Origin of the sequence: Rhizobium subbaraonis (assembly GCF_900220975.1) — a bacterium.
In the GTDB taxonomy this organism is placed as follows: Bacteria; Pseudomonadota; Alphaproteobacteria; order Rhizobiales; family Rhizobiaceae; genus Mycoplana; species Mycoplana subbaraonis.
This window is the reverse complement of sequence record NZ_OBQD01000010.1, coordinates 182,313-205,274: the sequence shown is the minus strand read 5'-3', so window position 1 is coordinate 205,274 and position 22,962 is coordinate 182,313. Positions and strand designations below refer to the sequence as shown.

24 protein-coding genes and 1 riboswitch are annotated in these 22,962 nt (G+C 64.8%); of the genes, 9 read left to right on the top strand and 15 right to left on the bottom strand.

The features are described 5' to 3' along the window. Positions 1 to 120 precede the first annotated feature (120 nt). The 7 genes from CRO48_RS17045 to CRO48_RS17015 all read right to left on the bottom strand — a co-directional run bounded on the left by CRO48_RS17045 (position 121) and on the right by CRO48_RS17015 (position 5,260). Positions 121 to 468 (bottom strand): hypothetical protein, encoded by a 348-nt coding sequence (locus tag CRO48_RS17045; protein WP_097141060.1) that lies wholly within the window; start codon positions 466 to 468, stop codon positions 121 to 123. A gap of 4 nt (positions 469 to 472) precedes the next feature. Then, positions 473 to 1,438 (bottom strand): methyltetrahydrofolate cobalamin methyltransferase, encoded by a 966-nt coding sequence (locus CRO48_RS17040; RefSeq protein WP_097141059.1) that lies wholly within the window; start codon positions 1,436 to 1,438, stop codon positions 473 to 475. 80 nt (positions 1,439 to 1,518) lie between these two features. After that, the gene (locus tag CRO48_RS17035; RefSeq protein WP_097141058.1) at positions 1,519 to 2,613 is read right to left on the bottom strand and encodes a methylenetetrahydrofolate reductase; all 1,095 of its coding nucleotides are present in this window, start codon (positions 2,611 to 2,613) and stop codon (positions 1,519 to 1,521) included. Positions 2,614 to 2,616: 3 nt separating this feature from the next. Next, positions 2,617 to 3,192: a methylenetetrahydrofolate reductase C-terminal domain-containing protein gene (locus tag CRO48_RS17030; RefSeq protein WP_097141057.1), complete on the bottom strand. Its 576-nt coding sequence runs from the start codon at positions 3,190 to 3,192 to the stop codon at positions 2,617 to 2,619. Next, positions 3,185 to 3,487, bottom strand: a complete 303-nt coding sequence (locus CRO48_RS17025) for a virulence factor (protein WP_097141056.1) — start codon at positions 3,485 to 3,487, stop codon at positions 3,185 to 3,187. Before CRO48_RS17025 ends, CRO48_RS17030 begins: the two co-directional genes overlap by 8 nt. 158 nt (positions 3,488 to 3,645) lie before the next feature. After that, positions 3,646 to 4,503: a formyl transferase gene (locus CRO48_RS17020; RefSeq protein WP_097141055.1), complete on the bottom strand. Its 858-nt coding sequence runs from the start codon at positions 4,501 to 4,503 to the stop codon at positions 3,646 to 3,648. A gap of 118 nt (positions 4,504 to 4,621) precedes the next feature. After that, positions 4,622 to 5,260, bottom strand: a complete 639-nt coding sequence (locus tag CRO48_RS17015; protein WP_097141054.1) for a DUF1638 domain-containing protein — start codon at positions 5,258 to 5,260, stop codon at positions 4,622 to 4,624. 18 nt (positions 5,261 to 5,278) lie between these two features. Between CRO48_RS17015 and CRO48_RS17010 the strand changes: the two genes are divergently transcribed. Then, positions 5,279 to 5,437: an entericidin domain-containing protein gene (locus CRO48_RS17010; protein WP_097141053.1), complete on the top strand. Its 159-nt coding sequence runs from the start codon at positions 5,279 to 5,281 to the stop codon at positions 5,435 to 5,437. Between the two features lie 80 nt (positions 5,438 to 5,517). On the opposite strand, the gene CRO48_RS17005 is transcribed toward CRO48_RS17010, so the two are convergent. Beyond that, the gene (locus CRO48_RS17005; protein WP_097141052.1) at positions 5,518 to 6,216 is read right to left on the bottom strand and encodes a corrinoid protein; all 699 of its coding nucleotides are present in this window, start codon (positions 6,214 to 6,216) and stop codon (positions 5,518 to 5,520) included. A gap of 306 nt (positions 6,217 to 6,522) precedes the next feature. Here CRO48_RS17005 and CRO48_RS17000 point away from each other — a divergent pair, with 306 nt between their 5' ends. The 3 genes from CRO48_RS17000 to CRO48_RS16985 all read left to right on the top strand — a co-directional run bounded on the left by CRO48_RS17000 (position 6,523) and on the right by CRO48_RS16985 (position 9,926). Further along, entirely contained in the window at positions 6,523 to 8,097 is a 1,575-nt protein-coding gene (locus CRO48_RS17000; RefSeq protein ID WP_097141051.1) for a trimethylamine methyltransferase family protein, read from the top strand. Positions 8,098 to 8,204: 107 nt separating this feature from the next. Beyond that, positions 8,205 to 8,903 carry a 4Fe-4S dicluster domain-containing protein gene (locus CRO48_RS16995; RefSeq protein ID WP_097141050.1) on the top strand — a complete coding sequence of 233 codons (699 nt, stop codon included), beginning with the start codon at positions 8,205 to 8,207 and terminating at the stop codon, positions 8,901 to 8,903. Positions 8,904 to 9,179: 276 nt separating this feature from the next. Further along, positions 9,180 to 9,926 (top strand): phosphodiester glycosidase family protein, encoded by a 747-nt coding sequence (locus CRO48_RS16985; RefSeq protein WP_097141048.1) that lies wholly within the window; start codon positions 9,180 to 9,182, stop codon positions 9,924 to 9,926. A 107-nt stretch (positions 9,927 to 10,033) separates the two neighbouring features. Here the strand turns inward: CRO48_RS16985 and CRO48_RS16980 are convergent, their stop codons facing one another. The 7 genes from CRO48_RS16980 to CRO48_RS32240 all read right to left on the bottom strand — a co-directional run bounded on the left by CRO48_RS16980 (position 10,034) and on the right by CRO48_RS32240 (position 17,305). Continuing rightward, positions 10,034 to 10,375, bottom strand: a complete 342-nt coding sequence (locus tag CRO48_RS16980; protein ID WP_097141047.1) for a hypothetical protein — start codon at positions 10,373 to 10,375, stop codon at positions 10,034 to 10,036. A 223-nt stretch (positions 10,376 to 10,598) separates the two neighbouring features. After that, positions 10,599 to 11,465, bottom strand: coding sequence for an amino acid ABC transporter substrate-binding protein (locus CRO48_RS16975; RefSeq protein ID WP_245423555.1), 867 nt, complete (start codon positions 11,463 to 11,465; stop codon positions 10,599 to 10,601). A gap of 416 nt (positions 11,466 to 11,881) precedes the next feature. Beyond that, positions 11,882 to 12,901, bottom strand: coding sequence for a betaine--homocysteine S-methyltransferase (bmt, locus tag CRO48_RS16970; RefSeq protein ID WP_097141045.1), 1,020 nt, complete (start codon positions 12,899 to 12,901; stop codon positions 11,882 to 11,884). Positions 12,902 to 13,220: 319 nt separating this feature from the next. After that, a complete protein-coding gene (locus tag CRO48_RS16965) occupies positions 13,221 to 14,273 on the bottom strand; it encodes a quaternary amine ABC transporter ATP-binding protein (protein WP_097141044.1) in 1,053 nt (350 codons plus the stop codon). Further along, the gene (locus CRO48_RS16960; protein ID WP_097141120.1) at positions 14,266 to 15,174 is read right to left on the bottom strand and encodes an ABC transporter permease; all 909 of its coding nucleotides are present in this window, start codon (positions 15,172 to 15,174) and stop codon (positions 14,266 to 14,268) included. The genes CRO48_RS16965 and CRO48_RS16960 overlap by 8 nt, the downstream gene beginning before the upstream one ends. Positions 15,175 to 15,427: 253 nt before the next feature. Continuing rightward, on the bottom strand, positions 15,428 to 16,426 hold the full coding sequence (locus tag CRO48_RS16955) for an ABC transporter substrate-binding protein (protein WP_097141043.1): 999 nt from the start codon (positions 16,424 to 16,426) through the stop codon (positions 15,428 to 15,430). Between the two features lie 735 nt (positions 16,427 to 17,161). Next, on the bottom strand, positions 17,162 to 17,305 hold the full coding sequence (locus CRO48_RS32240) for a hypothetical protein (protein ID WP_097141042.1): 144 nt from the start codon (positions 17,303 to 17,305) through the stop codon (positions 17,162 to 17,164). Between the two features lie 226 nt (positions 17,306 to 17,531). Here CRO48_RS32240 and CRO48_RS16945 point away from each other — a divergent pair, with 226 nt between their 5' ends. The 5 genes from CRO48_RS16945 to cobU all read left to right on the top strand — a co-directional run bounded on the left by CRO48_RS16945 (position 17,532) and on the right by cobU (position 22,960). Further along, positions 17,532 to 18,992 (top strand): cobyric acid synthase, encoded by a 1,461-nt coding sequence (locus CRO48_RS16945; protein WP_097141041.1) that lies wholly within the window; start codon positions 17,532 to 17,534, stop codon positions 18,990 to 18,992. 192 nt (positions 18,993 to 19,184) lie between these two features. Next, positions 19,185 to 21,014, top strand: coding sequence for a peptidoglycan-binding domain-containing protein (locus CRO48_RS16940; protein ID WP_097141040.1), 1,830 nt, complete (start codon positions 19,185 to 19,187; stop codon positions 21,012 to 21,014). A 92-nt stretch (positions 21,015 to 21,106) separates the two neighbouring features. Further along, positions 21,107 to 21,423, top strand: a riboswitch (cobalamin riboswitch). Between the two features lie 44 nt (positions 21,424 to 21,467). Beyond that, on the top strand, positions 21,468 to 21,644 hold the full coding sequence (locus CRO48_RS16935) for a CbtB domain-containing protein (RefSeq protein WP_097141039.1): 177 nt from the start codon (positions 21,468 to 21,470) through the stop codon (positions 21,642 to 21,644). 12 nt (positions 21,645 to 21,656) lie between these two features. Next, positions 21,657 to 22,433, top strand: a complete 777-nt coding sequence (locus CRO48_RS16930) for a CbtA family protein (RefSeq protein WP_097141038.1) — start codon at positions 21,657 to 21,659, stop codon at positions 22,431 to 22,433. Next, on the top strand, positions 22,433 to 22,960 hold the full coding sequence (cobU, locus tag CRO48_RS16925) for a bifunctional adenosylcobinamide kinase/adenosylcobinamide-phosphate guanylyltransferase (RefSeq protein WP_097141037.1): 528 nt from the start codon (positions 22,433 to 22,435) through the stop codon (positions 22,958 to 22,960). Before CRO48_RS16930 ends, cobU begins: the two co-directional genes overlap by 1 nt. The last annotated feature ends 2 nt before the right edge of the window (positions 22,961 to 22,962 follow it).

The window sequence follows — 22,962 nt, the reverse complement described above, 5'->3', positions numbered from 1 at the left end:
GTGTCCCGCCTTGGTGCCAGACTGCACCCTAAAATCGCGTGATAATTGTCAAATCCCGACATGGAAAGATCTGCCAGCAGCATTCTTCCGGGGAACCGGCAGGTGCGGGGACCGGGGATGTCAGGTCTTCTTGCGCGACAGCCGCCGGACGTTGCTGCGCACGCGCTTTCCGTAGGGCTTGACGGCGGCTGCGGCGATCGCCTCGCCGGCCTTCTTGGCCGAGGGACGCCCCCCGGTCATCATCTGCATCGCCGCACCGAAGGCAGCGCGCGAGATCGCCATGTTGACGGCCACGGCGCTTTCGGCTGTGGCCATCACCTTTTCCGTCACCATGCGGTTCATTTCAACCGTATCCTGCGACTTGCCGGTCAGCGCCGCCATCTGCATCTCGTGTATCCGCATCGCCATGACGAACGGCGCCTGGAACCAGAGTGTGGAAGCATCCTTGCGAAGGCGGCGCGGGGTCATGGGCTTACTCCCTCGAAGCGCCAGCGCCGGCGCGGGCCGCACGGCCGCCACGGCGCCCGCCACCGGCGGCGGGAGCAGGGGCTGCTGCGGTTGCTGCACCGGCTTCGGCCGGTTTGTGGTCGCGATAGGTCATGATCCAGTTGGTGCAGTTGGCGTCGGTGCCGTTCAAAACGTTGGCGGCGCGCACGGCTTCCATCTCCTGCGGGCGGCAGGGGTTCATGATCGCGCTGGTCATGCCTGCGCCGATCACCATGGGGATGAAGCCGGCATTGATGCCGTGGCGGTGCGGCAGGCCGAAGGAGATGTTGGAGAGCCCGCAGGTGGTGTTGACCTTCAGCTCGTGGCGCAGACGGTAGAGCAGCTGGAAGACCTGGCGGCCGGCATCGCCCAGCGCGCCGATCGGCATGACCAGCGGATCGACGACGATGTCGTGCGGCTTGATACCGTGGTCCATGGCGCGCTCGACAATCTTCTTGGCGACGGCGAAGCGGACGTCGGGGTCCATCGAGATGCCGGTCTCGTCGTTGGAGATCGCCACTACGGGGACGTCATACTTCTTCACCAGCGGCAGGATGGCCTCCAGCTTCTCCTCCTCGCCGGTGACCGAATTGACCAGCGGCCGGCCCTTGGCGACCTTCAGTCCTGCCTCGATCGCGGCGGTGACGGAGCTGTCGATCGACAGCGGCACGTCGACGAGGCCCTGGACGATCTCCAGCGTCTTGACCAGCAGCGGCGGCTCGGTCTCGTTCGGGTTGACGGCGGTGACGCCCGCATTGACGTCGAGCATGGTGGCGCCGGCGGCGACCTGCTCCAGCGCGTCCTTGATGACGGTGTCGAAATTGCCCTCGATCATCTCGGCCGCCAGCTTCTTGCGGCCCGTCGGGTTGATCCGCTCGCCGATGACGCAGAAGGGCTGGTCGAAGCCGATGACGATCTCGCGGGTGGCGGAGGCGACGATGGTGCGGGTCATGAAGTTTCCTCTGGTCGGGCGCGACAGTAGCGCGCGGGATGTCGGGTTACAAGGCGGCTGCCGGGGGGCGTCCGTCTGGATCAGTGCGGGTGATGGGCGGCGATCTCGGCCATTTCCTGCTGGTTCTGCTCCTTGCCAACGCGCGCTTCCTCGAGGCGCTCGGCGACGAGGCTGTCGACGGGGTTAGGTTCGCGCGTCCAGGGCTTGCGGCCTTTAAGTACGCCGGATTCGTGGACGATCTCGGCTACATACTCCTCCTGGCGGTAGGCCATGACGTGGACGCCGGACACGCCCTCGATCTCCTTCACCTCGTTGATGATGTCGATGCAGAGCTGCTTGCCTTCCTTCTTCTGGTCCTGCGCGCCTTCGAGACGGGAGATGATGCTGTCGGGAATATGGATGCCGGGCACGTTGGTACGGATCCAGCGGGCGGTCTTGGCCGACGCCATCGGGCCGACGCCGACGAGGATATAGCATTTCTCGTGCAGGCCGAGGTCGCGCACCTTCTTCATGTATTCCCTGAACATCGGCACGTCGAAGCAGTACTGGCTCTGCACGAACTGGGCGCCGGCCTCGATCTTCTTGGCGAGCCGGTAGGGGCGGAAGTCGTAGGGCGGCGCGAAGGGGTTGATGGCAGCGCCCAGAAAAACCTTTGGCGGCGTCGTCAGCTTGCGGCCGGAGAGGAACTTGGCGTTGTCGCGCATGATCCGCACGGTCTCCAGAAGCGACATGCAGTCGAGGTCGAAGACCGGCTTGGCGCCCGGCTGGTCGCCGGCCTGCACGCCGTCGCCGGTCAGGCACATGATGTTGCAGACGCCCATCGCCGCCGCACCCAGCACGTCGCCCTGGATGGCGATGCGGTTCTTGTCGCGGCAGGCGATCTGCATGATCGGCGCATAGCCCATGCGGGTCAGAAGCGCGCAGATGCCGACCGACGACATGTGGCAGTTGGCGCCCGAGGCATCGACCGCATTGATGCCGTCCACCCATCCGTCGAAGATCGCCGCGCGCTCGTAGACGTCCTCCGGATTGGCGCTGTCGGGCGGGTTCAGTTCGGCGGTGACTGCGAACTCGCCGCGCCGCAGCACGCGCTCCAGCCGGCCGAGCGAGGAATGGCCGGGCAGGGGATCGAGCGGCAGGTGGGGCCCGAGCGGGTTTTCATCGATATGGGCCATGGTTCAGGCGTCCTTTCCGGCCGCAGCTTCCCGCGCGGCCGCAGCCTCGGCGGTCGCGCGCAGCCAGGAGGATGTCTCGCGCAGCGACTGGTTGACCGGCTTCTGCACGTTCATGATCGCATTTCCCCTCACCATGTTCTGCGACCCCTTCCAGGCCTGGACCCAGACGCAGGGCATGTCCGGTTCCACCTCGCAATTGCCGTTGGCGCGCACGCCGCCGCAGGGCCCGTTGCGCAACTGCTTGGGACAGTTCATCGGGCACGACATGCCCGTGGACGACAGCGCACACTGGCCGCACATGCGACAGTCGAACAAAAAGCCCTTGACGTGGCGCTCGACGAAGGTGACCGGGCGCTCGACGCGATCGTAGCCGAACAGCTTCCAGACAGGGTGCAGCAGGAGAAAGGCTGCGGCAAAGCGATTGTAGAACCACTCGAAGAAGCGGGAATGACGGACGGCCCATAGCCGGACCGTGTATTTGTGTCGCGCGCGGCGGTTCGGCGAGACGCCGGCGGGCGTGTAGGCCCCGGTCGCAGCCTTTTGCGCCGGAGCGGCGTTGCCGGGCTTCGGGTCAGCCATCGTCGCGGCCCCCGGCCTTGACGAGCGCCACCAGCTTTTCGCGGTCATAGGCGGCTTCGAGTTCCGCTGCCGCCTTGTCGGCTTCCGTCTCCAGGTCGTCGGAAACGGGTACGGGATCGGCCTTGCGCCACTCGGCGAGGTAGTCGTCGGTCTCGGCCGCGCCGGTGCGCATGGCGCACATGTCGATGGCTTCCGTGAAGCGCAGCGACAGTTCGCGCTTGGCTGTCTTGCGGCCCTGCTTGATGATGACCTGGGCGGGAATGTCGCGCCAATAGACGATGATGCGGTCTGCCATGGTGATCGTTCTCCTCGGCCCCGACAATGCTTGCTGCGCCGCGCCGTGGCTGCGCTCGCCACGACCGGGCATCGCTCAAAAGCGACGTCGGATTTGACCGCACATCTTCGGCGCACGCAACGGCGGCCAACAGCCTGTCCGCCGCGGGGTTCGGGAGCTTACCAGATGCCGCGCGACACGCCGATCCACAGCCATTTCCAGACCGTCGGGTGATACCATTGGCGGGACGGCTTCTTTGTCATCTTCTGCGGGGAGAGCTTGCCGGAAAGTGCCGCACCGACCGCGCGCACGGCGATGTTGGTGCCGGCGGCCGTCAAGAGCAAAGGGTATGTGTGCATCGTGTCCTTGCGCGACGGCGTGACGCGCACCTGGTAGATCACCCCACCGGTATCGACGCCGGCATCGACGAGATGCACGGTCGCGCCGAAATTGCGCTCGTCGCGCATGACACGCGCCCAATAGCCGCCCTGCTGGCCGCGATATTGCGGGTTGATGCCGGCGTGGAAGTTCAGGACCGGGCAACCGACCGCTTCGAGCGTTGCCGGCTTGAGCATGCGGCAGCTGACGAGAAAGAGGACGGCTGGTTTCAGTTCTCCGATCAGGCGCCGGAACTCCGCGCCGTTGGCGCTGTCGACCACGATGCGCCTGATGGTCGGATCGGGCCGGGTGTCGACATGGAACTGGCGGACGATCTCGTTTGCGCGGCGGCGGGCCAGGGGCTTGCCGAACTTCGACACCGCCATAGTGGCGGCCTGTCCCAGGGCTGTGCCCCAGCCGAAGCGGCGCGCCTTCTGGCGCAGCATCTGCTGCTTGGATTCGGGCTGCTCTTCGATGACGACGAGATTGGAGAAGTGGCGCTTGAGCGTGTTGACGAGTATCTCCGGGTTCGGGCCGCCCTGTGTCAGCACCACGACGCGCGGCCCGGCTTCCTCTGAAAAGACCAGAGGGGGCGAAGAAATCAGCTCGTCGCGTTCGGCATTGGTCAGCGGTTCCGCCCGCTTTTCATTGATGATCATGTCCGTCACTGGAAGGCCCTGTTGCTCCGCCCGCGTGGAGAGCGCGGGTTTGATCCAAACTTAAGGAGAATGTCGCTATCGTTGCAAGGCGAATTGCGCACCTTGGCGTGATCGCTGCCTAGAGGCCAGTGAGGGCAGAAGTAAGGTCGCCATAACCGGTAAACCGGTACTCGTATTCAAGCCCCAGATATTGCGCGGCTTTTTTTGCCTTGGCCTGCAGTTCTCCGTCCTCAAGCTGCGACAGGTAGACCAGCTTGCGGTAGTTGCCGAAGTACATGGGAAGCAACTGTGGGTGCCTGTCGAGGCCGAGCGGCTCGACGACGAATGCTTCGAATTGCCGGGCGAGGAAGTCGGTCAGGAAGAACGAAGTGACATCGTCGTCGTTTTCGGAGAAGGCCGTGTTGCCGAAAAAGAAGGAGTAGCAGTGCGGACCCTCGATGCGGGCGACGCCTTCGCGCGCGCAGACCCTGTCCAGTTCGCCGCCGGTGCCGCAATCGGCATAGCCGACGAAGATGCGGCCGATGCCTTCGGCGCGGGCTGCCGCGATCGCCTGTTCGATGCCGGGGGCAATCTTTTCGGGATATGCGTGCCAGATGGCGGGAAGACAGTGGAGGTCGATGTGTCCCAAACCATTGGCCTTGCAGACGGCGATGACCTCGCGGGCGATCGCACCGCACGCGATCACGCGAACTTTTTCTTTGTTCGCGCGTTGAAGCAGGGAATTGTCGTTCCATACTTCATTTCTATTGGCATCCATCAGAGAGGAACTCCGACCATGACTGCGAAGAACACGACTACGATCTGCTGCGTCCTTGCCGCACTGCTGACGCTCAGCGCCTGCGGTAACACCATTCGCGGCATCGGCCGGGATACTGCCAATACGGTCAATGCGACCGAGGCTGCCGGCAGGGATGTTGCCCGCGCTGCCGAATAACGGCGGCCCGGAGCCTCATATGTCGATGCGGCGGCGCCTTCGCAAGAAGGTGCCGCCGTTTGCCGTCGGGCGCCGAAACCTCAGGCGCCGGCCAGCATGTTATGCTTGCGCTTCATGAAGTCCTTGGCCGTTTCGACGGCGACTGCGGCGTCGCGGCAGTAGGCGTCAGCGCCGACGGCCTTGCCGAACTCCTCGTTCAGCGGCGCGCCGCCGACGAGCACGACATAGTCGTCGCGCAGGCCCTTTTCCTTCAGCGTGTCGATCACGACCTTCATGTAGGGCATGGTCGTTGTCAGAAGCGCCGACATGCCGACGATGTCCGGCTGCTCGCGCTCGATGGCTTCCAGGTAGTTTTCGACGGGGTTGTTGATGCCGAGATCGACGACGTCGAAGCCCGCACCTTCCATCATCATGCCGACGAGGTTCTTGCCGATGTCGTGGATGTCGCCCTTTACGGTGCCGATCACCATCTTGCCGAGCTTCGGCGCGCCGGTCTCGGCGAGAAGTGGGCGCAGGATCGTCATACCGGCCTTCATCGCATTGGCGGAGAGAAGCACCTCGGGCACGAAGAGAATGCCGTCGCGGAAATCGATGCCGACGATGCGCATGCCTTCGACGAGCGCCTGGGTGAGAATGTCGTAGGGCGTCCAGCCGCGTTCGAGCAGGATGTTCGTCCCTTCCTCGATCTCCTCCTTCAGGCCGTCGTAGAGATCGTCGTGCATCTGCTGCACGAGCTCTTCGTCGGAGAGGTCGGCGAGAATGATTTCGTCGTCTGCCATAGGTGTCTCCTCGTCTCCATTGGCACGGCAGGCAAATGGCCGGGCATTCAAGTGTTAGCTGCGTTGGCCTTAAAATCCGATTTCGAAAGCGACGTCGCGCGGAGCAAAAAGCGACGACGCAAACGCGGTCATCGTAACGGGTCGGGCGCGGGATTGACAGGGCAAATCAAAGCGGCGACTGGAGGAGCCTGCGGTGTCTCCACTGCGCCACCTGTTGGCGCATTGAGACCCGTCCCGGGTCGGTTGCTTGATAGCATATGGGCGACAGGCGACGGAGCGCCATTCAGAAGCTGAGGAAACACGGATATGAGTTTGACGACAGAGCAGCCGGAAGGCGAGGGTGGCGGTCGCCGCGCACGCGGCGAGGGACGCGGGGCTGCAGCGCGCCGCGCATCGCGGTCCGGCGGCGGGCCTGGCCCGTCCTTGCCCTACATCACCCGCAAGATCCGTGAATACGAGGTGTTGGACGAAGAAGGCCTGCAACTGATCGAGCGCAATGCCGACACGGTGCTGGAGGAGATCGGCATCGAGTTTCGCGACGACGCCGAGGCTCTGGCTCTTTGGAAGGATGCCGGCTGCGAGATCAAGGGCGAGCGGGTGCACTTTCCGAAAGGGCTTTGCCGCGAACTCCTGAAGACCGCGCCCAAGACCTTTACCTGGCATGCCCGAAATCCGGTGCGCAGCGCCGAAATCGGCGGCAAGGCGACGGTTTTTGCGCCCGTCTACGGGCCTCCCTTCGTGCGCGACCTCGAGGGCAACCGCCGCTATGCGACGATCGAGGATTTCCGCAATTTCGTGAAGCTCGCCTACATGGCGCCGTCGATGCACTCGTCCGGCGGCACGGTGTGCGAGCCGGTCGATATCCCGGTGAACAAGCGTCACCTGGATATGGTCTACAGCCACATCAAATATTCCGACAAGCCGTTCATGGGCTCGGTCACGGCGCCTGAGCGCGCCGAAGACACGATCGCGATGGCGAAGCTCGTCTTCGGCGAGGACTTCGTCGAGAAGAACACGGTGACGCTGAACCTGATCAACGCCAACTCGCCGATGGTGTTCGACGAGACCATGGTGGGTGCACTGAAGGTTTACGCCCGCCACAACCAGGCCTCGGTCGTCTCGCCGTTCATCCTGTCGGGTGCGATGAGCCCGGTCACGGTCGCAGGCACGCTGACGCAGATCCTGGCCGAGGTGCTGGCGGGTGCCGCCTTCACCCAGCTGATCCGCGCCGGCTCGCCGGTGCTGTTCGGCACGTTTGCAGCCTCCATCTCGATGCAGTCGGGTGCGCCGACCTTCGGCACGCCGGAGCCGTCGCTCGTCTCCTACGGTGCCGCCCAGCTCGCCCGTCGCCTTGGCCTGCCGTTCCGTACCGGCGGTTCGCTCTGCGGCTCGAAGGTCCCGGACGCGCAGGCGGCGCACGAAAGCGCCAACACGCTGAACATGACGCTGCTTGCCGGCACCAATTTCGTGCTGCATGCGGCCGGCTGGCTGGAGGGCGGTCTGGTGTCGTCCTACGAGAAGTTCATGATCGACCAGGACCAGCTCGGCATGATGCAGAAGATGGCCGAAGGGATCGATCTGTCAACGGACGCCCAGGCGCTCGACGCCATTCGCGAAGTCGGTCCTGGAAGCCACTATCTCGGCTGCGCGCATACGCAGGCGAACTTCCAGACCGCGTTCTACCGCTCGCCGCTTGCCGACAACAATTCGTTCGAGCAGTGGGAGATCGAGGGCAGCAAGCGTATCGAGCAGCGAGCCAATGCGCTCTGCCGCACCTGGCTCGAGCAGTACGAGGCGCCCTACCTCGATCCGGCGATCGACGAGGCGCTTCTGGAATACATGGCCAAGCGCAAGGATTCCATGCCCGACGCCTTCACCTGAAAGGCTCCCGAACGCGCCAGGGAGCAAGGCGGAGCATCGGCGGTGGCGGACATGATCCAGAAGGAAGTCTGGCGGCCGCACTACGAACTGCAGGGACCGAAGCCGAAATGACGGCCGAACGCCCCTCAAGCGACACGATCCGTGCGGCCCTGCGGCCGCACGGACTCTTTTTGCGCGGTGTCATCAACTTCGCCGGAGGCGAAGCTGCGCCTTTCCTGGCAGACGGTCGGCGCGCGGCCAGCGTCGCGCTCATCGGCAATGTCGGAAGCTCTATCTGGCCGCACTTCCGTGCCTGGCAGGACCAGACGCCGGACTGTGGCGGGAGCGACCCGCTTGACGCCTGGTCCAAGGCGGTGATCGGGCCTGCGGCAAACGCGCTCGGTGCTACCGCCTACTTTCCCTCCGACCCGCCCTGGCAGCCGTTCCAGCAGTGGGCGATGCGGGCAGAGGGCCTGCGGGCCTCGCCGCTCGGCATCCTGATCCATCCCGTCTACGGCCTCTGGCACGGCTATCGCGGCGCGCTCGCGCTCAAGCATGCGGTAGATGCGGAGGCGTGGGCAGAGCCGCCTGGCTCGCATCCCTGCGACAACTGCCGGGAGCGGCCCTGCCTTGCACGGTGTCCGGCCGGTGCCGTGGGGGCCGCGGGGTTCGACGTCCCGGCCTGTCGCGACCATCTTCGCACGAACACAGGCCGCAAAGGCTGCATGACAGCCGGTTGTATTGCCCGCGAAGTCTGTCCCGTCGGCGCCGGGTATCGCTACTGCGCCGACCAGTTGCGCTTCCACATGGCGGCGCTCGGCGTCTGATTGCGGCGGAGGCTCGAAGATGCGAGGTTGGGTGGGCCATCTGGAGCCTGTCATCGGGAGTGACGACATGAACCACAGCGGACCGGACCCACGGGATAAGGCGGAACGGCACGGCAGCCGGTCTGGCGCGCCGGCGTTGCGTGATCACGCAGGCGTAGGGGGCCGTCCGCCCATTATCGCAACAGAGGCGCGGCGTCAGCCGGAGGCCTGGCGGAACAGTGACCATATCGACGGCGGCCGCAACTTCGTCGGTTCGATCACTGAGTTCGACGACCCATGAAGCGCCGCCTGTTCGGCCTCGCGCTTGCAGCCTCGTCGCTTGTTGCCAGCCCGGCCTCGGCCGTCTGTACGGAAATCCGCCATCTCGCCGACAGCTACATCGTGTGCACCTTCGATCCGGCGCGGGAGACGATCCGCGTCTACGGCGTGGCGGACGGTCCGAGCGAGCCGCTGACCTATGGCGCGGTGCGCGACCTTCTGCGGCAGGACCGGGAGTTCCTCGTCTTCGGGATGAACGGGGGCATGTATCACCCGGGCTATGGTCCGGTCGGGCTGCTGGTCGAATACGGGCGCGAGCGCCATCCCCTGAACCGGGATACGGGTGAGGGAAACTTCTTCCTCAAGCCGAATGGCGTTTTCTTCGTCGGCAAGGGCAGGGCGGGCGTGATGGAGACGGAGGCGTTTGCAAGGGCGGCGCTGACCGAGGTGCAGTTCGCCACCCAGTCGGGACCGATGCTGGTTGTCGACGGGCGCATCCATCCGCGGTTCCTGCCGGACAGCACGAGCCTCTACGTCCGCAACGGCGTCGGCATCCTGCCTGACGGGCGCGTGGTGTTTGCGATCTCGCGCGGGATGGTTCGGTTCCACGACTTCGCCACGCTGTTTCGCGATACGCTGGGCTGCCGGGACGCGCTTTTTCTCGACGGCAGCATCTCCAGCCTCTATGCGCCGGAGGTCCGGCGCAACGACCGGTTTTCGCGGATGGGAACGGTGATCGCGGTGGCGGGTGTGCTGCCCTATTGAGGCGACTTCGCTTTCAGCCCGCCACGGAATCGCAGGCGCCCGTGACCGCACGCCCAGAAAGGCCAGGCGTCGGAAACCCAGCACCCAAAGAGTACAGGCCGGGAGCATCAGACCTTGGGGAAGGCCCTCTCCAAACCGCCGGAACGGGTGAGCCCGGCGCGAAAGGCCTGATGGGCGGGGTGCTGGCTGGAGCGCGCGGCTTCCATCAGCCGCATCTGCAGACGCGCCGGCGCCGTGTTGCCAAGCCACTCGCCGAGCCTTTCCAGCTTCAGCGTATTCAGGAACTTGCTTTCTGCCGCACGTGCCAGATGGAGGTCGAGCCCGGCCAGCAGGCTCTCGTCCTGCGATGGATTTTCCAGCAGTAAACGCAGGAACGACTGTTCGGCTTCCCCATGGGTTGCAAGCTTCTCGGCGATCGTCCCCCGGTCGGGAAAAACGGCTGCATTCATGCGCGCGGCTCCAGCGAATCTCTATGGGAGTCCCGGATAGTGGAGGGCGAGGAGGCGTGCAAGCGCTGAAGGCAAACTCGGGGTGGCAGTGTCGGTCGTTGCTCCTCTTCTGCTGCGGTGAAGGTGGCACGCAAGTCCGCATCGCCTCGCCGTGCCTGCCTTCGGGGCTGCTTGGCATTGGCGCTACTGACCACCTCCGGCGGCAGAAGCCCGACGCGTGCGCCTAGGGTACGTGCTGCATGATGATTTGCGTGTGCAGCGTCGGGGCCTCGGCACCGAAGTAGCTCTCCAGCAGCGGCAAAAGATCGTCCGACATGTAGAAATCCGTCAGCGCGCGGTCGGCCAGCAAGCGGAAGTCGGCGTCGTTGCGACGCAACGCGATGGCATAGGGTTCATGCGTGAACATGCGGTCGCCGACCGTAAGCGAGGACGGATCGCGCGCCCGCTTCGCCAGGCTGATGAGCAGCGCCTGATCGGCGATGTAGGCATCGATCTTGCGGTCCTCCAGCGCCTTGAGTCCGTCCTCGTGCGTGCTGAAATCGGTCAGCTTCGTCTCCGATTCCTGGATCGCCAGTGCCTCGCGAAGCGTCGCCGCCGTCGTCGTGTTTGCGCGCATACCGATGATGTTTGTGGCAACGCGCTCGCTGACAGCTTGCACGGCGGGGCCGTCGAGAAAGAGTGTCTGCAGGTAACTGGGCGAATCCTTCCGCAGCAGCGCGCTCGCCCCGGTTAGGAAGATCGGCTGGGAGAAATCGACGATCTCGCGCCTCTCCAGGTTCACGGTGATGGACCCGCACAGCAAGTCGATCTCCGCATTCTTCACGGCGTCGAAGCCGTCGGCGAGCGTCGTCTCGACATATTCGCGTCTCAGCTGAGGAAGCTGATGCTCGATCTCGTCGGCGATCTTGCGGCAGAGGTCGATGGCATATCCCGCCGGTTCAGCCCCCGGCTTGCCGGAGGAAAAGGGCGCCTGGTCGGCTATGTAGCCGATGCGGACAGTCCCACGCTCGGCAATCGTGTCGAGTGTTGCGGCAACGGTCGCGAAAGCCGAGAGGCAAAGGGCAGGTATCGCCAGCAGAAACCGTCTCATGCGCTTGGCCATACGTGTCTGCGGGGCACCTGCATGAACCTTGTCTCCGCAAAACGGGGTCGATCTCAAAGGCGTGCATGCAGATTATGGGCTGCAACCCATTTGTCAACCGACGCCACCCGACGTTGCCCGGCGGCACCGGCATCACGGCAAGGTCGATCCGGCCGCTCGCTCCCTATGCCCCAGCGTGCGAGGGTCCGGCGAAGGATCAACGCTTCCGCCTGAGGGCCAGGGGCGGACCCGGTCTCAGCGGGCGCGTGACCGTCACGCATACTGGGTGATGACGGGCCTTTTCAGGGCGAACCTAAATGCGCCGCGGGTCATACGCAGTCGGTACAAGCGCGGCGACGTTCCCCTCGAGGGCGAGGAGGCGCGCGCAACGGCCAAGCTTTCTGCCTTGCGGGACCTTGGATCGCTCAGCTCCGGCCGCGGCGGCCGCGTTCGCGGGCGGGGGCGGCGGGGGTCTCGTTGGCGCTTTTGTTGCGCAGCGGGCCGATCACCTCGATGATCGTCTGAAGCGTCGGGCGCTGGCGCGGCTCGTGGGCGTCCAGCGCCTCACGCATGGCGGCGAGGTGTTCGCAGGAGGTGCCGCAGCAGCCGCCGATGATGCGGGCACCGGCGTCGCGGGCGAGCCTGGCATATTCGGCCATCAGCGGCGGCGTGCCGGAATAGTGGATCTCGGCGCCGCGATACTCCGGGATGCCGCAGTTGCCCTTGACGACGATGGTCGCGGACGGATCTGCGCCGGTCATGTCGAGCAGCGAGGAGAGGATGTCGGAGGCGCCGACGCCGCAATTGGCGCCCACGGCCAGCGGGCCCTCGCCGATATCGCCGGCGACGCCGTGGATGTCCTTCGGATGCAGACCCATCATCGTCTTGCCGGCGGTATCGAACGAACCGGTGTAGACGAAGGGCAGGCCGACCTTGACGGCGGCTTCGGCGGCCGCGCGGATTTCCTCCGGCGAGGACATGGTCTCGATCCAGGCGACGTCGGCGCCTCCGGCCTTCAGACCCTCGATCTGCTCGGCAAAGGCTGCGACGGCATCCTCATAGGTCAGCGCGCCGAGCGGGACCAGCAATTCGCCGGTCGGTCCGACCGAGCCGGCGACGATCACCTTGCGCGGCGCCTTGTCCGCCACCGCACGGGCGATTTCGGCGGCGCGCTTGTTGAGCGCGAAGACCCGGTCCTGCGCATGGTGCAGCTTCAGACGGTGGCGGGTGCCGCCGAAGGTGTTGGTCAGAATGATGTCGGCGCCGGAATCGACGAAGTCCTGGTGCAGCTTGGTGATGTTCTCCGGCTTCGCCTCGTTCCAGAGCTCCGGTGCCTCGCCGGCTTCCAGCCCCATGGCGAACAGCGACGTTCCGGTGGCGCCATCGGCGAGCAGGAAGGGCTTCTCGGCGAGAAGGGCGGCGAGCGCATTGCTTTCGGTCGTCATCGGGTCACTTTCCTTTAACGCGCCCAACCGGCAGGCGGTCGAAGGCTGAGGTCCTCATTGTAGGTGAGGATATAAAGATTTCTTTATGTCCTTGCAAGGCAGGAGCTACCCCGGCGGCAAAATCCAGGCTGTCTGCTGTGGCATGTGCGCAGGCGTTGCGCGTTGCATCCGAGGCGGCGTCACTCGTAGGTGCGGGGCGGCGCAGCTAAAGCGCGGGATGTTGGACCCGCGCGTCGCAGGCGTGGTGTAGCAGATCCCGGACCAGGTCCGCGATATTGATGGTTTCGGGCGGCCGTGCCGGACCAGTTCCGGCTTCGCCTCACGCTGCCTGCTGCGCCTCGGCGTCGTGACTGGTGGGTGTCACCATGGCGGCGATGATCGTGTCGAGCGAGACCGTGCCGACCGGCCGGTTCGCCTCATCGACCACGTGCGCCGTCGACTGGCCTGCTGTCGTCATCGCGCGCGCGGCTGTCTCGAGCACGGTGCCCTTGGCGACGGGCATGCCTTCCGGATTGCCGGAGAGCGGCTTCATGATCGTCTCGACATTAATGACGCGGCCGCGGTTCACTTCCTTGACGAAGGCGGTGATGTAGTCGTCGGCCGGCGCGAGCACGATGTCTTGGCCGGTGCCCTGCTGGACGACGCGGCCATCGCGCAGGATGGCTATCTTGTCGCCGAGACGCAGCGCTTCGTCGAGATCGTGGGTGATGAAGACGACGGTCTTCTTCAGTTCCTTCTGGAGATCGAGGAGGACCGTCTGCATGTCGACGCGGATCAGCGGGTCGAGCGCGGAATAGGCCTCGTCCATCAGAAGGATTTCGGCGTCGTTGGTGAGCGCGCGGGCGAGGCCTACGCGCTGCTGCATGCCACCGGAAAGCTGGTTGGGGTAGTGGTTCTCGAAGCCCGAGAGACCGACGCGGTCGATCCAGTAGCGGGCGCGCTTTTCGCTTTCGGCGGCCGGTACGCCCTGGATCTCCAGCCCGTAGACGGTGTTTTCGACCACGGTCCTGTGCGGCAGCAGCGCGAATTTCTGGAACACCATCGCCGTCTTGTGGCGGCGGAACTCGCGCAGGTCGCGGTCGTTCATGCGACAGACGTCGACGCCGTCGTAAAGCACCTCGCCGGAGGTCGGTTCGATCAGCCGGTTGATGTGGCGGATCAGCGTCGACTTGCCCGAGCCCGAAAGCCCCATCACCACCATGACGCCGCCGGCCGGCATGGAGATGTTGATGTCCTGCAGGCCGAGGACATGGCCGTACTTCGCATTCAGTTCGGCCTTGGATAGTCCGGATTTCACCTGCTCGATATAGTCGGCGCCCCGCGGGCCGAAGATCTTGTACAGGCTTTTGATTTCGATGGCATGACTAGCCATGGACTACCTCCGAATGCTTCTGCAGGCGCTTGCCAAAGGCCTGGCTGGTACGGTCGAAAATGATGGCGATCGCGACGAGCGCAAAGCCGTTGAGGAACCCGACGGTGAAGAACTGGTTATTGATCGCGCCGAGAACGTTCTTGCCCAGCCCGCCCACGCCCACCATCGAGGCGACGACGACCATCGCCAGCGACATCATGATCGTCTGGTTGATGCCGGCCATGATGGTAGGAAGCGCAAGCGGGATCTGCACGTTCCTGAGCTTCTGCCAGCCGGACGAACCGAAGGCGTCGGCCGCTTCCAGGACTTCCTTGTCGACGAGGCGGATGCCGAGATTGGTCAGCCGGATCATCGGCGGAACGGCGTAGATGACGACGGCGATCATGCCCGGCACTTTGCCGATACCGAAAATCATGACGACGGGGATGAGGTAGACGAAGCTCGGCATCGTCTGCATCACGTCGAGGACCGGGTTGACGACCGCCTGGACCCGGTCGAAGCGCGCCATCAGGATACCGATCGGAATGCCGAGCAGAACGGCAAAGATCGTGCAGACGGTGGTCATGGCGAGCGTCACCATCGCGTCGTTCCATAGCCCGAACAGGCCGATGAAATACATGGCGATCGCCGTGCCGATCGTGACCCGCACGCTGCGGCTGCCGAGATAGACTATGACCAGCATCACGATCAGGATGATCGGCCAGGGCGAGGTGACGAACAGCCGTTCGAGAAAGTTCAGGAAGACCTGCAGCGGCTGGACCGCCGCGTCGATGATGGAACTGTAGGAGCGGACGAAGGCGCGGAAACCGTCGTCTATTGTCTTGCGGCCTGCGCGAATGGTGGAGTCGCTCAGCGCGGGAAACTTGCAGAGCAGTGCCGGCAAGCTGTCGCACAATGCCATATCAATCCCCTTTGTCTGCCGATCGCCGACTCCGGATCGCTTCCGCCGCCTTGTGCGCGCTTTCACCTCCGGGCCGTTGTTCTTGTTTTCGTTCCGGCCTTTTTTATCTTTGTCCCATGAAGCCCGCGGCATTCATGTGCTGTTTGCGACCTTGCTTTCTCTATTAGCAATTCAAAGCGGAAACCCGTCTTTCCTTCGTCGCGTCAATATGAAGGAGGGCCGGCGGGTGATCGCTGGCCCTCTATCGGACCTGTCAGAGAGACGCCTTGACCTTCTCGGCGATGTCTGGCGAAACCCATTTCGTCCACATGTCGGGGTTGTTTTCGAGGAAGTATTTGGCGCCGTCCTCGTTGGTGCCCTGGTTCTCGACCATCCAGGCCAGCACCTTGCCGACCGTCTGGTTGTCCCACTGGCGCGCCTTCATGTAGTCCATCGCCACGCCCGCCTTGTCGGCGAAGGCCTTGGTCACGACGGTGTAGACGTCAGAAACCGGATAGGCGTTCACCTTCGGGCTCGGGCAATCGGGGATTGCGGTGCACGCGTCCCATTCCTTCTTGTCGTGCTCGACGCCAAAGGAGAGCTTGGTCATCTCGTACTTGCCGAGAATGGCGGTCGGCGCCCAGTAGTAGCCGAGCCAGCCGGTCTTCTTTTCGAAAGCGTTGGCAATCGAGCCGTCAAGGCCGGCGGCGGAGCCGGTGTCCACCAGGTCGAAGCCCGCCGCTTCGGCGTTCAGCGCCTTGTAGAGGTTGGCGGTGGAAACCTGGCAGTTCCAGCCCGACGGGCAGTTGTGAACTGCGGCCCGGGATGCGTCTTCCGGCGCGGGGAAAAGCTCGGGATGCTTCAATGCATCCTGCACGGTCTTGATGTCGGGATGGGCGTCTGCGAGGAACTTCGGAATCCACCAGCCTTCGACGCCGCCTTCCGACAGCAGCGGGGCCGCCTGGATGAGGCTTCCGTCCTTCACCGCCGTGTCGAGGGCTGTGCGGAAGGAGTTCACCCAGAGTTCCGGCGCCACGTCCGGCTCGCCCTTTTCGGACATCGAGGTGAAGGTGGGCATGGTGTCGCCGGTGACCAGCGTCACCGTGCAGCCATAGCCGCTTTCGAGGATGATCTTGTCGACATAGGCCGCGACGCCGGCCGAAGCCCAGTTCATCTCGGCGATGGATACGCTGCCGCAATCGGCAGCCTGTGCGGAACCTGCCCCGGCGTAGAGGCCGGCGGCGAGGACGGTAGAAGCGAGCAGCGTCTTCATGGTTGTGCGATCTCCCAGTCTTGATGCGGTTATCTATTCCGGACGGTGAAGAAGCCGTACGCCTCCCTTGCGGCCCGATCGATACGTTCGGCAGGCTGGGGTCGAAGAACCGGGTCGGGCAAGTCGAAACCCTGCTTGCAGCGACTTGAGTTCTTGTCTGCCGGCAGCGGAACCCTGTCACTGCCTCGCCTGTTTCATCGCTGAAGGCAGCGTAAGGATTCCCGCAAAGAAATCAACCGTACAGGGGCGCAGTAACAAATTTGGGTGCGGCCAGCAGGAGCGGGAGTGCCCGGGAATCAGGCAGGAGTTCGATCAAAAAATGAGCTTTTGCTCACGGATGGGCGTTGCCCGTGCAGGCTTGTGTCGCAGTATCGCCGGCGGATATTCCGATCGGGACATTCGCTATCCTGAAAGCGCCCGTTGTGCTCCGGAGGGATTTTTCGAGGATCGCGCTAAAAAATGCGCAATTCATCTTTGTTTAAGGTCTTAATAACGATCCAGTAACGATGTGCGGCTATCACTTGTGACGCGGCAGGTGATCCTTGCCCATCCCCGGATAAGGTAGTGCGTACCGGGGTCGAACATTCGACGATGCGCGTTTTGCATCCGAAAGGCCGTGGAATGCCCCGCCCGGGTGCCCGCGGCTTTTTTGTTCCCGCTGCCAATCCATTCCGCTGCCAGAAGCAGCAACGCCCCCGCAGTGCGAGGGCGCTCGAAGACGGTGTTCCCGATCGCTCAGCCGACGTTGCGGGTCCGGATCAGGCTGATCGGGCCCAGCGGCGCATCGTCAACGACGTTGCGGACGCGCGAGTGATGGCGGGGAGCCAGACCGTTCCATGCGATCTGGACGAAATTGGGCTTGCTGAAGATGAACAGCATGGTGTTTTTCCCTGGTTGGGCGGCGACGGTTCGGCCCGTGGCTCACATGCCGGCGATATAGGCCTGCAGTGCAGTGAAATCGCATTTGCCAACGCCATGGCATGTCGCAAATGGAATATGCCCGTCGGTAGTTTTGTCGCACCCCTACCGATCGCCTGCGTATTGCGGCGACATCGCGGCGCTTTCAGGGCTTTGCGGCGTGCGGGCGCGATGCTAATTGAGGCGCATGACTCGGAAAATCATGCTGCAGGGAACCGGCTCGGATGTCGGAAAAACGGTACTGGTGGCCGGACTGTGCCGCATTGCCGCGAACCGGGGCCTGAAGGTCAGCCCGTTCAAGCCGCAGAACATGTCCAACAATGCCGCCGTTTCCGATGATGGCGGCGAGATCGGCCGGGCGCAGTGGCTGCAGACCATGGCTGCGCGGGTGCCGTCTTCGGTCCACATGAATCCCGTGCTGCTGAAGCCGCAATCCGACACCGGTAGCCAGATCGTGGTGCAGGGGCAGGTCTACGGTCAGGCGAGGGGCCGCGACTACCAGGCACTCAAACCGAAGCTGCTCGGCGCAGTGATGGAGAGCTTCGAAGTGGTCTGTGCCGACGCGGACCTCGTGGTAGTGGAGGGGGCCGGATCGCCGGCTGAGATCAATCTGCGCGCCGGCGACATCGCCAATATGGGATTTGCGACGCGTGCGGGCGTGCCGGTCGTGCTCGTGGGCGACATCGATCGCGGCGGCGTCATCGCCTCGCTCGTCGGCACGAAGGCGATCCTTCCGGACGAGGACCTGGCAATGGTCAGCGGCTACCTCATCAACAAGTTCCGAGGCGACGTCTCGCTTTTCGACGACGGCATTCGCGCCATCGGCCAGCATACCGGCTGGCCCTGTTTCGGGGTCGTGCCGTGGCTGAAGGACGCGCGGCGGCTGCCGGCGGAAGATTCGGTCGTGCTGGAGCGCCTCGCCGCCGGGAAGGCCGGTGCCCTGCGCGTGGCGGTGCCGGTCCTGCCGCGGATTGCAAATTTCGACGATCTCGACCCGTTGCGCCAGGAAGGCGACATCGACCTGGTCTTCGTGAGGCCTGGTGAGCGCTTCCCGGCCGATGCCGGCCTCGTCGTGCTGCCGGGCTCGAAGTCGACCATCGCAGACCTGAAGGATTTCCGCGCGCAGGGCTGGGACCGCGACTTGGCCGCGCACCATCGCCGCGGCGGCCGCGTCATCGGCATTTGCGGCGGCTACCAGATGCTGGGGCGGACGGTGCGCGATCCGCTCGGGATCGAAGGCAGCGATCGCGAGATCGAAGGGCTGGGCCTGCTCGATGTCGAGACCGAGATGGCCCCTGAGAAGACGGTGCGCAACAGCCGGGCACACTCGCCCGTCTACGACGTCCCGCTGGAGGGCTACGAGATCCATCTGGGCGTGACGGCGGGGCCGGACTGCGCCCGGCCGAGCGTGGTCATCGACGGCAGGCCAGACGGTGCGACTTCTCCGGACGGTCGGGTCTTCGGCACCTATCTGCACGGACTACTCTCCAGCGACCCGTTCCGGGGCCGGCTGCTTGCCGAGCTCGGCATCGAGGGCGGCGGCTTCGACTACCGCAAGTCGGTCGACGAGGCGCTGGACGGTGTTGCGGCCGAACTCGAGGCGGTGCTCGATCCCGCCTGGCTCGAGGGCCTGATGGAGCGGGACTGAACAGGCCGGCTCATGCGGTGCAGAAGTCCGGCCGCTGCCACAGGCGCGTCCCGGCACGATTTTTCGTCATCTTGCCGCGGTAAGGTTACCATCAAACTTGCGTCAGAATCCCGTGCCAAGCCTTGAGGGCTCCGGAATTGCCGCTATCTATCTGCCGAGGTCTGGCATGCGATCGAAAAGGGAAGTTCTCGAATGACCACTGCGCGTTTGGCGAAACTGGGATTGGCCGGGCTTGTGGGGCTTGCGCTCGCCGGGGGGCCGGCAGCGCAGGCTGCCGAGACCAAGCCGCCTGTCAGTGCAGCCAAGCGTTGGGAGAGCGAATTCTCGATGTGGCAGAAGGTTTCTTCCAGCAGCGACCCGGCAGGTTATGAGGAATATCTCAAGCAGTTTCCGAACGGCACCTTTGCCTCGATGGCGCGGCTGCGGCTCGCCGAGCTGAACGCGGCCGGCGCGTCCAAGCCGTCGAACGCCGCTACGGCCGCGGGTACGGCAGGCGACGAGAAGGACAAGACAGAGGAAGCGCGTAAGGCCGCCGAGGCCGAACGGCTGAAGGCCGAGCAGGACGCGAAGGTTGCAGCCGAAAAGGCGCAGGCCGAACAGGACCGGCTGGCGGCGGAAGCAGAACGCAAACGGATCGCGGAAGAAGAGCGGCTCCGCAAGGAAGAGCAGGCGCGCGCGGAGGCCGAAGCCAGGCGCGCTGCCGAGGCGGAACGTCAGGCAGCCGAAGCCGAGCGCAAGCGCGCGCAGGAGGCTGCAGAAGCCGAAGCGCTGCGGGCCGAGCAGGAGGCGAAGGCTGAGCAGGCGCGCGTGAAGGCCGAGCAGGAGGCAAAGGCTGCGGCCGAAGCCCAGGCCAGGGCCGATGCCGCTGCGGCGGAAAAAGCAAAGGCAGAAGCCGAGCAGGCCGCCGCCGAGGCCGAACGCGCGCGCGCGCAAGCCGCGGCCGAAGCTGAGCGCCTTAAGGCCGCAGAGGAAGCCCGGGCTGCCGCAGAGGCGCAGGCGAGGGCGGACGAGGCGGCTGCGGACAAGGCCGAGGCCGAAGCGGAAAAGGCACAAGCCGAGGCCGAGCGTCTGCGCGCGGCGGAAGCCGGAGCGGCCGAAGGCGAAAAGGCCGCAGACGTTGCCCGACCGGAAGAGGAAAACCGTCCCGCGGCGGCGGTGGATGCGCTGGATACTGAGGCGCTTCCGACGGACGCCGGACAGGGAACTGGGCAGGCAACCGGGCAGAACGCCGGGTCGCAGGCCGCCACAACGGACGATGCCGGTGAGGCCACGACGGAGACCGAGCGGCAGGCGCGCCAGGAGGACAACGCCTGGAGCCGTGCGGTGCTGAACGGCCGCGCGCAGGCATTCGAGGGATATCTGAGGGTCTATCCGGACGGGCGCTTCGCCGATCAGGCCCGCGAACGGTTGTCGGCGATCGAGAATCAGGGCGGCACCGCCGACAGGGATGGCGGGCAGCCGACCGAGGACAAAGCGGGCCTTGGCGGCTCGGGCGGGAGTGCGGGTGCAGACCATGCGGACCAGGGCAGCGTCGTTTCTCCGAGGCCGGCGTCACCCGCGTCGCGCGAGGCCCTTGCCGATCCGCGACAGCCGACGATCTACCGAACGCCCGGCAATGCCCGCGAGGCCTATCTGGAACCCGCGACGCGGGCGCAATCGCAGCAATGGTTGAGCATGCTCGGCTACAACACCGGGGGCGTGGATGGCGTCTTCGGTTCACGCACCCGGGGCGCGATCGCCGCATGGCAGCGCGCGTCGGGCTATGCCGCCGACGGCTACCTGACGCGCAAGCAGTACCGCCAGTTGGGGGAGGCGGCGCGCTATGCCCAGCGCCGCGACCGCCAATATGTCGCAAGGCAGCGCGCCGAGCGAGACCGCTACTACAACGACGGCTACGGTGTCTACGAAGGCCCTGTGGGCGGCTATCTCGAAGGGCCGGTCGGCGGTTACTACGAGGGGCCTGCCGATGGCTATTACGTGGGACCGCGCGGGGACCTGACGATCAGCGGCCCTGGCTATTGAGGCGCGCCGTTCCCGATCTGGCCTTCGAACGCCGCTTTCAGGGTGGCGGGCGGCGTTTCCCGTCAATTGACTTCCGCACCGGCCAGGCATAATCATCGCCACTATTGGATGGTGCACCGGTCCAGTGATGGACGGGTGCTTAAATGGGAACGTGACGGGGTGGACCCAATCAGGGCGCTCCAATCACGGCCGACCCCGCGACTGTAGAGTAGCGAGGCCTATCCGACCGGTTCGCGCGAACCGGTAAAGCCACTGGGTGGCGGCATGATGAACCGGGGTCTGGACGCCTCTATTTCTACGAATCGTCCGCCTTTCATGCTGCGAACTGCCCGGGAAGGCGAGGAGGGCTGCCGGCGCAATAGCGCCCGACGCTGCGAGCCAGGAGACCTGCCGGCCAATAAGGGCATTTTGCCCGATTCTGGGGATGTTCCCCGTGCCAGCACGGAGGTTGTCATGGCTGTTTCTAACGTTTCTTCTGTCTCCCTTTCTCTGAGCGACCGTCTCGTCGCCGGTCTCGTGGCGCTTCTGCTCGGCGGGTTCCTGGTGTTTGGCGCGGGCCTCGCCAACTCGTCCGTCCTGCACGACACCGCGCACGACACCCGTCACTCCTACGGCTTTCCCTGCCACTGAGGAGCTGATGCCATGATCGTCAAATATCTCCTGGCCGCTCTGGTGGCCGGGCTGTTCTCCGGCGTGTTAATGACGGCCGCCCAGGAGGCGCGCGTGATACCGCTGATCCTCCATGCCGAGGAGTTCGAGGGAGAGGAGGCCGAGCCTGCCGCCACCGGAACAGAAGCCCCGAAGGCGACGCACGAGCACTCTTCGCTCCGCAGCGTTCCCTCGCTGATGGATATCGCTGTCTACTTCTCGCCGATCTCGGTCGCCCATGCGCATGAGGGCGAGCACGAGGACGGGGGCATCATGTTCGGCATGAGCCGCTTTTCCGGCACGCTGCTCGCCAATCTCGTCACTGGTGCGGGCTTTGCATTGCTTCTGGCGGGAGTGAGCCTTTTGACGGGCAACCCGATCACGATCGCCAATGGTGCGATCTGGGGCGCCGCCGGCTGGCTCGCCGTTCATCTGCTGCCGGCGATCGGCCTGCCGCCGGAGCTTCCAGGCTTCCCGGCTGCAGAACTCGGGGACCGGCAGGTCTGGTGGGTTGCCACGGTGGTTCTGTCGGGGGCGGGGCTCTATCTGCTGATCCTGAAGAACGGCATCGCGGCGAAGATCGCCGGCATCGTTCTGATCGCGGCCCCGCAGGTCTATGGCGCCCCACAGCCGTCCGATCTTTCCAGCAATGTTCCAGCGGTCCTCGGTGCCGAGTTCGCCGTGGCGGCGCTTGCCACCACGCTGTTCTTCTGGATCGTGCTTGGCCTTTCGCTGGGTTTCGCCAACGAGAAGATCGCAAAGGCAGTCTGATGAAAACGACATCGCCCGGAGCCGTCCTGGTTCTGGGCGGTGCGCGTTCCGGAAAGTCAGCGTTTGCCGAAGGGCTGGCGGCTGAGACCGGCCTTTCCAAGCACTACATCGCCACCGGCCGCGCCTGGGACGAAGAGATGCGCGAGCGGATCGACCAGCACAAGGCGCAGCGGGGCAGTCACGGCTGGATCACCCACGAAGACCCGCTGGCCCTGCCAGAGCGCATCAACGACACGGCGCGCGACGATCGGGTCCTGCTCGTCGACTGCCTCACGCTCTGGGTGACGAACCTGATGATGGAGAACCACGACATGGCGGCTGCCTACAGCGATCTGGCCGCTGCGATCGTCACCGCCCCCGGGCGGCTCGTCTTCGTCTCCAACGAGGTCGGCCTCGGCATCGTCCCCGACAACCAGATGGCGCGCGAATTCCGCGACCACGCAGGGCGGCTGCACCAGCAGGTGGCGCAGCTCGCCTCCGAAGTCTATTTTGTCGCGGCAGGCCTGCCGCTGAAAATGAAGGGTTGAGC

Coding starts and splice junctions, on each gene's coding strand:
- CRO48_RS17025 (WP_097141056.1), bottom strand. CDS start 3,487: ATGGCAGACCGCATCATCGTCTATTGGCGCGACATTCCCGCCCAGGTC.
- CRO48_RS32240 (WP_097141042.1), bottom strand. CDS start 17,305: ATGCTGTTCATCTTCAGCAAGCCCAATTTCGTCCAGATCGCATGGAAC.
- CRO48_RS16945 (WP_097141041.1), top strand. CDS start 17,532: ATGACTCGGAAAATCATGCTGCAGGGAACCGGCTCGGATGTCGGAAAA.
- CRO48_RS16980 (WP_097141047.1), bottom strand. CDS start 10,375: ATGAATGCAGCCGTTTTTCCCGACCGGGGGACGATCGCCGAGAAGCTT.
- CRO48_RS17020 (WP_097141055.1), bottom strand. CDS start 4,503: ATGATCATCAATGAAAAGCGGGCGGAACCGCTGACCAATGCCGAACGC.
- CRO48_RS16935 (WP_097141039.1), top strand. CDS start 21,468: ATGGCTGTTTCTAACGTTTCTTCTGTCTCCCTTTCTCTGAGCGACCGT.
- CRO48_RS16955 (WP_097141043.1), bottom strand. CDS start 16,426: ATGAAGACGCTGCTCGCTTCTACCGTCCTCGCCGCCGGCCTCTACGCC.
- CRO48_RS16965 (WP_097141044.1), bottom strand. CDS start 14,273: ATGGCTAGTCATGCCATCGAAATCAAAAGCCTGTACAAGATCTTCGGC.
- CRO48_RS16975 (WP_245423555.1), bottom strand. CDS start 11,465: ATGAGACGGTTTCTGCTGGCGATACCTGCCCTTTGCCTCTCGGCTTTC.
- CRO48_RS16960 (WP_097141120.1), bottom strand. CDS start 15,174: ATGGCATTGTGCGACAGCTTGCCGGCACTGCTCTGCAAGTTTCCCGCG.
- CRO48_RS16995 (WP_097141050.1), top strand. CDS start 8,205: ATGACGGCCGAACGCCCCTCAAGCGACACGATCCGTGCGGCCCTGCGG.
- cobU (WP_097141037.1), top strand. CDS start 22,433: ATGAAAACGACATCGCCCGGAGCCGTCCTGGTTCTGGGCGGTGCGCGT.
- CRO48_RS17045 (WP_097141060.1), bottom strand. CDS start 468: ATGACCCCGCGCCGCCTTCGCAAGGATGCTTCCACACTCTGGTTCCAG.
- bmt (WP_097141045.1), bottom strand. CDS start 12,901: ATGACGACCGAAAGCAATGCGCTCGCCGCCCTTCTCGCCGAGAAGCCC.
- CRO48_RS17000 (WP_097141051.1), top strand. CDS start 6,523: ATGAGTTTGACGACAGAGCAGCCGGAAGGCGAGGGTGGCGGTCGCCGC.
- CRO48_RS17015 (WP_097141054.1), bottom strand. CDS start 5,260: ATGGATGCCAATAGAAATGAAGTATGGAACGACAATTCCCTGCTTCAA.
- CRO48_RS17005 (WP_097141052.1), bottom strand. CDS start 6,216: ATGGCAGACGACGAAATCATTCTCGCCGACCTCTCCGACGAAGAGCTC.
- CRO48_RS17040 (WP_097141059.1), bottom strand. CDS start 1,438: ATGACCCGCACCATCGTCGCCTCCGCCACCCGCGAGATCGTCATCGGC.
- CRO48_RS17030 (WP_097141057.1), bottom strand. CDS start 3,192: ATGGCTGACCCGAAGCCCGGCAACGCCGCTCCGGCGCAAAAGGCTGCG.
- CRO48_RS17035 (WP_097141058.1), bottom strand. CDS start 2,613: ATGGCCCATATCGATGAAAACCCGCTCGGGCCCCACCTGCCGCTCGAT.
- CRO48_RS17010 (WP_097141053.1), top strand. CDS start 5,279: ATGACTGCGAAGAACACGACTACGATCTGCTGCGTCCTTGCCGCACTG.
- CRO48_RS16940 (WP_097141040.1), top strand. CDS start 19,185: ATGACCACTGCGCGTTTGGCGAAACTGGGATTGGCCGGGCTTGTGGGG.
- CRO48_RS16930 (WP_097141038.1), top strand. CDS start 21,657: ATGATCGTCAAATATCTCCTGGCCGCTCTGGTGGCCGGGCTGTTCTCC.
- CRO48_RS16985 (WP_097141048.1), top strand. CDS start 9,180: ATGAAGCGCCGCCTGTTCGGCCTCGCGCTTGCAGCCTCGTCGCTTGTT.